The organism is Bacteroides sp. 1001302B_160321_D4 (assembly GCF_015667765.1).
In the GTDB taxonomy this organism is placed as follows: domain Bacteria; phylum Bacteroidota; class Bacteroidia; order Bacteroidales; family Bacteroidaceae; genus Bacteroides; species Bacteroides xylanisolvens.
Map to the genome: position 1 here is coordinate 1 of NZ_JADPLO010000104.1, position 10652 is coordinate 10652.

Genomic DNA, 10652 nt, shown 5'->3' on the forward strand with positions numbered 1-10652 from the left:
ATCTAGGGTAAATTTCTAACATTCGTATTTTTTTTTAGAAGAAAATAGAAGAATAGAAATAAGAAATATAAAAATGAAAAGTTGCAAAAGTACCCTCACCAACCCTCACCTTTTTGCGTGCGAAGGAGATGAAATCTTATTCATATAGCCTGTTTGATTTCACCTGTTCCGTATCAATAATGAATACAGTGTATCTTCTCCCGTTTTTTCCCTTATGAAATTCGAAGCCGTGTTTGGACATCACTTTTCCTAGTTGGGCTTTGGTTCCGTGAGAGTATTGATACCCCGTTCGTTCGCGAATCAATTCCGCAATTTCAGTGACCGTCAGATAATGCACCTTTTCGAAACGTTCCGGTTTGCGGATATGTGTCAACACCAGTTCTTCTTCCGGTGAGTGGAAAATGAAATCCTCGTTGTTCTCTTCAATCCGTGAGTTTTCCGATTGGGTGAACCAATACTGATACCCCGGCTTGTTGAGTAGATACTTGATTTGTGCATATAATTGCGTGTAGTTTATTTTGATAAACTCCATCGAGTTGACATGAAAGCAGAGAAAACGGCGGTTACCAGTGGTGTCGTGAAGCACTTCCTGATAATTGCATGTGCCGGCAAAAGAAGCCGTGTGAGGAAAGTTCTGCGAACGCCGCGCGTATGGCAGGCGGATGCTGATTACTTTGCGGGTAACCAAATCCTTGAAGATATTCAGTTCCCGTCCGTTCATCCCTTCAAACTCATCCAGATTGATAAGCATTGCCTGCGCTATTTTGGCCAGATCATCCTTGTTGTTCGGGTTGATAAGACCGGTAGAAAGATAGGCGCGCAATTCGGGCGGCAGCAGGTTGTTGATAAACGTAGTCTTTCCGATGTTCTGTATTTCGCTGCAAAGCAACAAAACAGTGTGGTTCACCACATCGTCTTGTGTGGCGGCAGCGCACATTCCCACCAGATAACGTTCCAGACATTCTACCCAAAATTTCTGGTGACTAGTATGCACGCTGTTGGCAAGGATACCGATATAATCCGTTCCGTCCCATTCAGGCAGCGAGTCTAAATACTCGCGAATAGGATGGTAGGTGATGCTGAAGTCGGAGTAGATCAGATTCTGAATCGTCTTGACGGTGCACGAATAGCCCAGTTCGTTCATCTCCATCCAAATGCTGTTTTCCATCATTTCGTCGAGAATATGGAAAGGTTCCGGTTGCTCCGTGTCCGTTTTCCTTCTGCGATATTCCATGATATGAAGCACTTCGTTGTAGCGTGTATCGTAATTTTCTTTGATATGTTGCTCAATCTGTAACATTCGCTTCTGCGTACTATTCAGCTTGCGGGTGTCGAATTCCTCGTTGTGTCCGTAAGCACTCCCGATTAGTGCGTCCATTTCATCCTCGGGAAGATCGGTGAACTGGCTCTTGATAAAAGCTGCCGCCTCTTCCTGGGGGACGCCGTAGCGATTGTACATACAAGCCAGGCAATGCAGGTAGTTGTTCCGGTTGCCGGTGACGTACTTTTCGGATTTATTGTGATAATAGTTCAGAGTCACCATTAAGGAAGCGTGCGAGGAATGGTAGTTGAGTGCCACTTGTTCGGTGAGGGGATTGTTGTCTGGTGCTGTCGTCTTTTTCTTTTTGCCGGATGCCCTTTTCTTCTTTTGAGACTTGAAGAACATCGGTGGCTGTTCCACGATGACAGCTGTGGCATCGGGATTGAAATAAATATCCGGATCGTAAGAGAACAGGCAAGTGCGGCTAACATCCTGCCCGGAAGTGTCGACCTCAACTCCGCAGAGCTGGGCATAAAAGGAAGCGATTTTGTGATAAGCAGCATGATGGAAATCTTCAATTTCCTGAATTGTTTCGGGCAATGTCCCGTCTGTCCGGCATACACGTACCACGATTTTCAGTCCCATTCCTTTGGGGCTGATGAAAGCGATGCGGGTGTGGGCACACTTTTTTGCCAGTGCGAGGATGCGTGCCAATGCTTCCTGTGTCTGATGGTCGATGTCTACCACGATGTATCCCAGATACTTGACGAGAGTTGCGTTTGAACGTCCTCCCCGATAGTTGGCTGAAAAGGTGATTTCCGGTAGTTCTATTTTCTTTTCGTTGGCTGCTTTCTCGCCTTGTTCCGCGAAGATTCGGCGCACGTCCTCCACTGTTTCCCGGTATGTGCCGTTGCTGATGGCCGATACGATTTCTTCTTCTGTCATTTCGGCTATGACGCGGTAAAAGTCTTGAAAGATGGTAAAATGATCCATGTTGGTTTGTTCTTTTTAATTTGCGGTTGCAAAGAAATTTGTTTGTAAAATAATAGAATGGAACTTTTCGTTTTTTTGATTAAGTTCCTAGGGTTCTCCCAAATAGCGTATGATCGTTGCCACTTGCCGGGGAGAGAGAAGGCGGTTGCGGGCACGATAGCCTTCTTGTTCGAGTTCTTGCAGGAGCGGAAGGTTGTAGACAATCCAACGACGTAGTATTTGTAAGGCTACTTTAAGGCATACGTTGGGGTTGTAAAGATGAGCTAGTTCCGACTTTTTATAAGTGCGGATATGAAACGGCTGATCCGGATAATACATGATGAATGATGTTTGGTTTATGCTATAAAGTTACTGAAAATTAATGGTTTATTAAAAGAATAACGTCATTATTATTCATAGAGTATCAGGAAACTTCGTTGGGGAATCCGGAGGATGGAAAATGTGTTATCTTTATGTCGTTAACAAATAAGGAACGCGTTCGAAATGTATGAAAATTTAAAATTATTTTATTATGGCAATGACAGTAACTTATTCAGTAGTGCCGCGCAAGAATCCTGCCAAAAAGGATGAGTCGGCAAAGTATTATGCGCAGGCACAGGCTTCGGGAGAGTTGGATTTTGAAGAGTTGTGCGAGGGAATCACCAGCCGGTCTACCTGTACGGAGACAGATGTGCGTGCCGCCATTTCGGGTATTCTTTATGAGGCGAAGCGTGCGTTGAAAGCGGGAAGAATAGTCCGGCTGGGTGATTTGGGTAGTTTGCAGATCGGGTTGAACAGTGAAGGAGCTGTGTCGGTCAAGGAGTTTTCAAGTTCGCTGATTACGGCTGCCCATATTATTTTTCGTCCCGGAAAGACGTTGGCGGACATCACGAAGATTCTTAGCTACCAGCAGGTAACGACGCGTGCGGTGGCCCAAACGGGCGGTAGCGGCAATGAAGGAGAAGACGATGACAAAGGTTCCGGTGGTGGTTCAGACGGTGGTGGAAGCGGAGAAGCTCCGGATCCGGCAGCATGATAACTTTAATATTGAATCAAATGAAAGAAATTGTAACTAAGATTTTGGATGTAATTATGTTCCTTGTGCCTTTCTTCGGAAAAAGAAAGCGGAACAGAATTGTGAGAGAGGTGCGCTTCAATGCTACCCATAAGGAAGTGTGTAATGTGAAAACGACGGAAAGGGAGAAGGACGATGAGAAAGATTAGTCTGATTGTGATTCACTGCTCTGCTACCCGTGCTGATCGCGACTTCACGGCGAAGGATGTGGACACTGCCCATCGCTTTCGGGGCTTTTCTTGTTGGGGGTATCATTATTATATCCGCAAGTCGGGACAGATAGAGCCGATGAGGGATGAAGATACGGTGGGTGCTCATGCACGCGGTTTTAATGCGATTAGTTTAGGAGTGTGCTATGAAGGCGGGCTGGATGAGAACGGAAAGGCAGCAGATACGCGTACTTCCCGCCAGAAAGAGGCGATGCATCGTCTGGTAAACGAGTTGTTGCAGCGTTATCCGGATGCAAAGGTGGTCGGTCATCGGGACTTGAGTCCTGACACCAATTATAATGGAATTGTTGACCCTTGGGAGCGGATCAAAGAGTGTCCCTGTTTCGAGGTGAAAGCAGAGACATGGTGATTTTTATCCTATTTATTACTGTGGTGGTTAATTGACCACCACAGTAGTGAAATACTCTTTAAATACCTCCGCGGCTTTTTCAAGTTGTTCGGGGGTATTTTCTTTTACGTCTTTCAGCTTGTATTCCTGCTCCATCGCTTCATACTTATGTACGCCTAATGTATGATAAGGCAGGATTTCCACTCGTTGCACCATCTTATATTTTCCCAGAGCCTCTCCCAAGCGGCGGATATCCTCTTCGAAATCGCTGTATCCGGGCACTAATACATAACGCAGCCAGAAAGGTTTCTCGTTTTCTTCCAGCCATGCTGCCGTGCGGATGGTTTGCTCGTTACTTCTTCCGGTCAGTGCTTGATGGCGTGCCGGATTGAACTCTTTAATATCCAGCAATACAAGATCCGTCAGTTTGAAAAGTTCTTCTACTTCTTCGTTCCAGATACCGCCGTTGCTGTCTATGCATACATGTATTCCCTTTTCTTTCAGTTCACGCACTAAAGGGACTAGTGCTTTGGCCTGAAACGTAGGTTCTCCTCCGGAGAAAGTGACTCCTCCGCGTTTCCCGAAAAAAGGACGTTGGCTCATAGCCATGCGGACGATTTCTTCCGGTGGGGTAGGTGTGCCTCCTTTTCCGGCTATCGTGTCGGGGTTGGCACAATACAGGCAGCGGAAATTGCATCCTTGAAGAAAAACGACGAGCCGTAAGCCCGGCCCGTCGAATGTTCCCATACTTTCGTATGAATGTACGTTTATCGTCATATTGAGTAGATCTGATTACATACGTTCGTGGAAGCTACGGCTGATAACTTCCAATTGATGTTCGCGGCTCAACTTCACGAAGTTTACGGCATAACCGGAAACACGGATGGTGAGTTGCGGATATTTTTCCGGATGTTCCATGGCATCGTAAAGCATTTCACGGTTCAGTACGTTCACGTTCAGGTGGTGAGCGCCTTTGGTGAAATAGCCATCCATCATTGTCACCAGATTTTCTACGCGATCCTCTTCAGTAGCTCCCAGTGATTTCGGAACGATGGAGAAGGTGTTGCTGATACCGTCTTGTGAGTCGCGGTAACGCAATTTCGCTACGGAACTCAAAGAGGCGATAGCACCGTTCTTGTCACGTCCGTGCATCGGGTTGGCTCCCGGAGCAAAAGCGACACCTTTGGCGCGTCCGTCGGGAGTAGCACCTGTTTTCTTGCCATACATCACGTTGGAAGTGATGGTGAGCAAAGACAGAGTAGGACGGGCATTTTTGTAAACCGGAAGTTTCTTCAATTCTTCGCTGAAGAAATAGACCAGGTCAACACCCAGGTGGTCTACCTTGTCGTTGTCATTACCGAAGCAAGGGAATTCGCCTTGAATATCGAAACCTTCTGTCAGACCGATGTCGTTGCGGCGTGCGGTTACTTTGGCATATTTGATGGCCGACAGTGAATCGAGGGCGATAGAAAGTCCGGCTACACCGTAAGCAAGGTTGATGCGTGGGTTGGTATCTACAAGAGCCATTTGGGCTTTTTCGTAGTAATACTTATCATGCATATAATGGATGATGTTCATCGCTTCGTTGTAAACACGGGCGATTTCTGTCAATACCTTCTTGTAGTTGCTCATTACTTCTTCGAAGTTCAGTGTGTCGCTGGTTAGTACGGGGATATTTTTCACCATTACCGTACCGGTGTTTTCGCAACGTCCGCCGTTGATGGCAAGCAGCAGGGCTTTTGCCAGGTTGCAACGTGCGCCGAAGAATTGGATTTGTTTTCCGATTTCCTGATAAGATACGCAGCACGCGATTCCGTAGTCGTCAGACTGGCGCACTTCACGCATCAGGTCGTCGTTTTCATATTGGATGGAAGAAGTGTCGATAGATACTTTTGCGCAGAATTCTTTGAATCCTTCCGGCAGTTCCGGGCTCCACAATACAGTCAGGTTCGGTTCCGGTGAAGGGCCGAGGTTGTAGAGTGTTTGCAGGAAGCGGAAAGAAGTCTTTGTCACCTTGGTGCGTCCGTCGTTGAGGCGTCCGCCCAGAGATTCGGTTACCCATGTCGGGTCGCCGGCAAAGATGTCGTTGTAAGATTGCATACGCAGGTGGCGCACCATACGCAGTTTGATGACAAACTGGTCGATCAGCTCCTGTGCGAAAGATTCTGTGATGGTTCCTTTGCTCAATTCATATTCCATATAAATGTCGAGGAACGAAGAGACGTTACCCAGTGACATGGCAGCACCGTCTTGTTCTTTTACGGCAGCAAGGTAAGCCATGTACACCCATTGTACTGCTTCTTGTGCGGTGTAGGCAGGACGGCTCAAGTCGAGTCCGTAGTATTCGCCCATTACCTTCATGTCCTTCAATGCCTTGATTTGCTCTGCCACTTCTTCGCGCAGGCGGATGCGGGCTTCGGTCATCGGACCGGTAAGGTTACGCAAATCTTCTTTTTTTGCCTCAATCAGTCGGTCGATACCATAGAGAGCCATACGGCGGTAGTCGCCGATGATACGTCCGCGGGCATAGTTGTCAGGAAGTCCGGTGAGGAATCCCAGAGAACGGAACGAACGGATTTCTTCGGTATATACGTCAAATACTCCGTCATTGTGCGTCTTGCGGTAGTGAGTGAATATATCTTTTACACGGTCGTCCACTTCCACGCCGTTTTCGTGGCAGGCTTTGCTCACTACGTTGATACCTCCGAAAGGCTTGATGGCACGTTTCAGAAGTTCGTCTGTCTGCAGACCGACGATCAGTTCATTTTCTTTGTCGATATATCCGGCTTTATGAGAAGTGATGGTTGAGACGGTGACATTATCCAGTGAGCGTACGCCGTTATTGGCTCTTTCTTCTGCCAGTGCTTCGAGGCAGCGGTTCCATACAGCTTTTGTGCGTTCGGTAGGTCCTTCGAGGAAAGAAGCATCTCCATAATACGGAGTGATGTTGTGACTAACGAAATCTCTTACGTTGATTTCTGTGCTCCAAAGACCGTCTTTAAAGATCTTATTTAATTCCATAAATGATAAAATTAGAGGTTGTAGTTATCCTTTTCTTTAGAGCGCACAAAGTTACAACGTTTTTTCATATAATCAGCATAAATATGCTCTATTTTATGCTTTTCAACATAAAATACCTAGATATTGCTATTCTTTGGAAATGATGTTCGTGATTTTTTTTTGTGAAAACTCTTGTAAGTTTAAAATATATTCGTACCTTTGCACCGCTTTTAACGAAAAGCACTTCTGATAAAGAAGTTTTGGAGAGGTGGCAGAGTGGTCGATTGCGGCGGTCTTGAAAACCGTTGTACTGCGAGGTACCCGGGGTTCGAATCCCTGTCTCTCCGCTGAAACCTAAGACATTAGGTAGTCAAATTAAGACAAGTCCCGTAAAATCAACGTTTTACGGGACTTTTTCTATTTATCCGGTGGACAACCGAAAGACATTCAAATGCCCACTTCAGACAAAGTTCCGTTACAAAATCGTTACAGGAAAATCGGGAAAATCTTCTGTAACGATTTTCGATGTAAGTCCTTGATTTGTCGCTCATTGACGTTCAAATGTCTGCTTATAACCCAATTATTAATTATTCCTTTGCAGAGGGAAGTCATTACACCCACTGTAACGGAGCTAAATTAAAAAAGGATATGAGTAAGAGTACATTTAAGATTCTGTTCTATCTAAGAAAGAACTATCTGAACAAGGAAGGAAAAGCGGGTATTATGATTCGTCTGTCGCTTAACGGTGAAATTTCTCAATTCAGCTCAAAGCTGGATATAGAACCTGATAAATGGGATACCACATTGGGCAAGGCGAAAGGAAATACACAAAAAGCCCGCCAGTTGAATGAAACATTGGAGGACATTCGTGCTTCGCTGAAAAACCACTACCGGGATATTGAAGTGCATGAGTCATTCGTAACGGTAGAAAAAATACGCAATGCATTTTTGGGAATAACGGCGAAACAAAGAACACTGCTGGAACTTTTCAAGAAACACAATGAGGATGCAAGAAAACTGGTAGGCATAAGCAAGACTCCTGCCACCCTCGCGAAGTATGACCGCTGCTACCGGAGGCTGGAGGAATTTATGAAAGTGAAATACAATATTTCGGATATATCACTGAAGGAAATCGGTCATATGTTCATTACGGACTTCGAGAACTATCTGAGAACGGAAAGCAAATGCAATGAGAATACTACGGCAAAATTCATGCAGACGTTCAAGATGATTGTAATCATCGCCAAAAACAACGGTTGGATTTATACTGACCCGTTTTCAAATTATAAAATCAGACTGAAACGTGTGGACAGAGGCTATCTGACGGATGCGGAACTGCAAAAGATAATGAAGAAGAAGTTTCCGACTAAAAGACTGGAACAGGTACGGGACGTGTTCCTGTTCTCCTGTTACACGGGATTGTCATATGTGGACGTGAAGGAACTGAAGGCAAGCGACATCAGAATCTCGTTTGACGGGAAACCGTGGATCATGACGCACCGTCATAAGACAGATACTCCGGTAAACGTACCGCTGCTGAAGATACCGCAGGCGATACTCCAGAAATATGAAGGTCAGCTCCCCAAAGGTCAGTTGCTGCCTGTGCTGAGCAATCAAAAACTTAATTCTTACTTAAAAGAGATTGCGGATTTGTGCGGTATAAATAAAAATATTACCTTCCATGTGGCACGTCACACATTTGCTACGACCACTACTCTGGCTAAAGGCGTGCCGATTGAAACGGTGTCGAAAATGCTGGGGCATACGAACATTGAAACGACACAAATCTATGCCCGCATAACTAATGAGAAGATAAGAAAGGATATGGAGGTCCTTGCGGGAAAACTGGATGCCATGTTATGACCTCCATGCTGAGATTCCATATATAATGTATAAAAGCAACTATTATGGTGAGATTTGGCAATTTTGAAGTGGAATATAACCGCAATGCACCTGATAAGGTGAGCGTAAGGATAGAAACGGACGACAAGGGCGAGGTGTGGTTGCCGAAATGCGATATCGCACGGGCGTATGGCGTGTTTGTACAGTCGGTAAATGCCGGACTGAAATCCCTTGCAAAAACCGGTGACTTTGATGAATACCGGGACGTGCGAGTGGAACATTTCACCTATAACGGGAAAAATTGCAGTGTGGACCTCTACAGTCTGGCAACCATCATTGCACTGGGATTCCGCATGAAGGGACTGAAATGCGAGGCATTCAGAAAGTGGGCTGCAAGACGGTTGGCAGAATCATTTGAAAAGAAGAAAAGTACGGTGATTCTCTGCATGAGCGGCGAAAAGAGAAACAGCTGGAACTGAAAGCCGCAGGATATGGCGGATATACGTGTCGGGATAGTCTCCCCTGTTCGGGAGGCTGTCCCGACACGTGTTTTATATAAGTTAAAAAATATAAAACCGCAAACGCGCTTATCCGTAAACCGATAATAATGTGTAACTTAAATCCCTCTTAAACCTGTAATTAAAGACAGAAACGGTATGGTGGAAGAATTTGACCTGCTTGAAGAGGTGGAAGTGCAGTTCTGCGATGAGGAATGCACGGAGTCGGTATGGCACGGAGTGAATTACAGCGAGAGCCTGTTCTGCAGGGAGAAACCGAAGTCGGAACTGACGGTAGTCATCAGAGAGGAAGGCATGATGTACTTCCTGACTGCGGACATAAAGGAGTTTGCCGGTCTGTGCCGGAAACACGGGTGGTACATCGTCTCGCACCAGCGGTTCAGCGAGGCGATGGAAATCGGCATGTGCCTGATGGAAGCCGGGAAACATGCGGGATGGTATTCGCTGGGCAGGTCGAAGGAATGGAATGCCATGATGAGGGATGTGTTGAACTTTACGTTTGAAAGGGAGAAGAAAATGGATTTCTATCCGTACGAAACGATGTTCAAGGGAGAAGTTCTTATAGACGGATGCAGGTGTCACTACCTGCATGACTATTACCCAACGAAGATTGAAAAGACGGATACACACCAAAAACGGGTAAGCAACCTGATATTCCGTTTTAAGGAAGGAGGACACTGTGGCGAGCTGGTCGCACGGATACTGGCACTGTGTCTGAAACATGCGGGATTCAACGGAACGAAGGAAGACACGGTACTGATACCTATACCCGCATCAACAAGGGAAAGACAGCGGAAACGCTTTCCGGTGGTATGCTACTACCTGTCGGAATGGCTGGGCATTACGGACGGTTTCAAAGCCATCTGGATAGAGGAAGACCGCGAGCAGCTGAAAGGAAAAGGAAAGGATAAGGACATACTGCGGAACCTGCAATTCACACGGCGGTATATCAGAGGAAAGAATGTTGTCCTGCTGGATGATGTACTTACAACCGGGGAGAGCTTCAGGCAACTGCAACGAAAGATGAAACAACTGGGGGCATTGTCGGTTATCGGGGTGTTTCTGGGGAAGACGGTAAAATAAATGTTCCAGCTTTTTAGTTTAATATAGTTTCTAATTATATTTGCATAAATAATTAAAAATCAATGTTATGAATCAACAGCAAAATATATTTCGTGTTTCAGCCATATTATATTCTAATAATAATTATATTATATCACCCAAACAAATATACAGAAAAATAATTGAAGATGCTTTATTTTATCAACAAGAATGTATTTCTGTTGATGAGTTGAGTAAATATATTGAAGAAAACTATTCTTTAGTATTCTCGTCTCAAGAAATTGAGATGACATTAGATGATACTAAATTTCAAGGTTGTTTTCTTTGTATCAATGACAAACAAGAAAAAAAATACACTCTGACA

Annotated in this window: 11 protein-coding genes and 1 tRNA gene; 8 read left to right on the forward strand and 4 right to left on the reverse strand. The window is 45.3% G+C overall.

The window, feature by feature from the left end; all coding sequences use genetic code 11:
* Window positions 1-136: 136 nt before the first annotated feature.
* The gene (locus tag KFO40_RS24370) at window positions 137-2254 is read right to left on the reverse strand and encodes a BT4734/BF3469 family protein (RefSeq protein WP_211146881.1); all 2118 of its coding nucleotides are present in this window, start codon (window positions 2252-2254) and stop codon (window positions 137-139) included.
* 87 nt (window positions 2255-2341) lie between these two features.
* A complete protein-coding gene (locus KFO40_RS24375) occupies window positions 2342-2572 on the reverse strand; it encodes a DUF4248 domain-containing protein (RefSeq protein ID WP_004305834.1) in 231 nt (76 codons plus the stop codon).
* 193 nt (window positions 2573-2765) lie between these two features.
* On the opposite strand from KFO40_RS24375, the gene KFO40_RS24380 reads away from it, so the two are divergent.
* The 3 genes from KFO40_RS24380 to KFO40_RS24390 are packed head-to-tail and all read left to right on the forward strand — an operon-like array spanning window position 2766 to window position 3887.
* Entirely contained in the window at window positions 2766-3269 is a 504-nt protein-coding gene (locus tag KFO40_RS24380) for an HU family DNA-binding protein (protein WP_004305836.1), read from the forward strand.
* Window positions 3266-3457 (forward strand): hypothetical protein, encoded by a 192-nt coding sequence (locus KFO40_RS24385; protein ID WP_022199419.1) that lies wholly within the window; start codon window positions 3266-3268, stop codon window positions 3455-3457. Before KFO40_RS24380 ends, KFO40_RS24385 begins: the two co-directional genes overlap by 4 nt.
* Window positions 3444-3887 (forward strand): N-acetylmuramoyl-L-alanine amidase, encoded by a 444-nt coding sequence (locus tag KFO40_RS24390; protein ID WP_004308787.1) that lies wholly within the window; start codon window positions 3444-3446, stop codon window positions 3885-3887. Before KFO40_RS24385 ends, KFO40_RS24390 begins: the two co-directional genes overlap by 14 nt.
* 27 nt (window positions 3888-3914) lie before the next feature.
* On the opposite strand, the gene pflA is transcribed toward KFO40_RS24390, so the two are convergent.
* Together pflA and pflB are read right to left on the reverse strand one after the other, a co-directional pair.
* Window positions 3915-4643: a pyruvate formate-lyase-activating protein gene (pflA, locus tag KFO40_RS24395; RefSeq protein ID WP_004308786.1), complete on the reverse strand. Its 729-nt coding sequence runs from the start codon at window positions 4641-4643 to the stop codon at window positions 3915-3917.
* 15 nt (window positions 4644-4658) lie between these two features.
* Complete coding sequence (gene pflB, locus KFO40_RS24400) at window positions 4659-6887, reverse strand: formate C-acetyltransferase (protein ID WP_004308785.1); 2229 nt, start codon at window positions 6885-6887, stop codon at window positions 4659-4661.
* 241 nt (window positions 6888-7128) lie between these two features.
* Here pflB and KFO40_RS24405 point away from each other — a divergent pair.
* The 5 genes from KFO40_RS24405 to KFO40_RS24425 form a co-directional block, all read left to right on the forward strand.
* A tRNA-Ser gene (locus tag KFO40_RS24405) sits at window positions 7129-7213 on the forward strand.
* A gap of 301 nt (window positions 7214-7514) precedes the next feature.
* Window positions 7515-8729, forward strand: coding sequence for a site-specific integrase (locus KFO40_RS24410; RefSeq protein WP_211146882.1), 1215 nt, complete (start codon window positions 7515-7517; stop codon window positions 8727-8729).
* 44 nt (window positions 8730-8773) lie between these two features.
* A complete protein-coding gene (locus KFO40_RS24415) occupies window positions 8774-9187 on the forward strand; it encodes a virulence RhuM family protein (RefSeq protein WP_013617246.1) in 414 nt (137 codons plus the stop codon).
* Between the two features lie 177 nt (window positions 9188-9364).
* A complete protein-coding gene (locus KFO40_RS24420; protein WP_211146883.1) occupies window positions 9365-10309 on the forward strand; it encodes a ComF family protein in 945 nt (314 codons plus the stop codon).
* Window positions 10310-10376: 67 nt separating this feature from the next.
* Window positions 10377-10652, forward strand: a 276-nt coding sequence (locus tag KFO40_RS24425; RefSeq protein WP_211146884.1) for a hypothetical protein, incomplete at its 3' end; no start/stop codon positions are given.

Coding starts and splice junctions, on each gene's coding strand:
- pflA (WP_004308786.1), bottom strand. CDS start 4,643: ATGACGATAAACGTACATTCATACGAAAGTATGGGAACATTCGACGGG.
- KFO40_RS24375 (WP_004305834.1), bottom strand. CDS start 2,572: ATGTATTATCCGGATCAGCCGTTTCATATCCGCACTTATAAAAAGTCG.
- KFO40_RS24385 (WP_022199419.1), top strand. CDS start 3,266: ATGATAACTTTAATATTGAATCAAATGAAAGAAATTGTAACTAAGATT.
- KFO40_RS24415 (WP_013617246.1), top strand. CDS start 8,774: ATGGTGAGATTTGGCAATTTTGAAGTGGAATATAACCGCAATGCACCT.
- KFO40_RS24420 (WP_211146883.1), top strand. CDS start 9,365: ATGGTGGAAGAATTTGACCTGCTTGAAGAGGTGGAAGTGCAGTTCTGC.
- KFO40_RS24370 (WP_211146881.1), bottom strand. CDS start 2,254: ATGGATCATTTTACCATCTTTCAAGACTTTTACCGCGTCATAGCCGAA.
- KFO40_RS24380 (WP_004305836.1), top strand. CDS start 2,766: ATGGCAATGACAGTAACTTATTCAGTAGTGCCGCGCAAGAATCCTGCC.
- KFO40_RS24410 (WP_211146882.1), top strand. CDS start 7,515: ATGAGTAAGAGTACATTTAAGATTCTGTTCTATCTAAGAAAGAACTAT.
- KFO40_RS24390 (WP_004308787.1), top strand. CDS start 3,444: ATGAGAAAGATTAGTCTGATTGTGATTCACTGCTCTGCTACCCGTGCT.
- pflB (WP_004308785.1), bottom strand. CDS start 6,887: ATGGAATTAAATAAGATCTTTAAAGACGGTCTTTGGAGCACAGAAATC.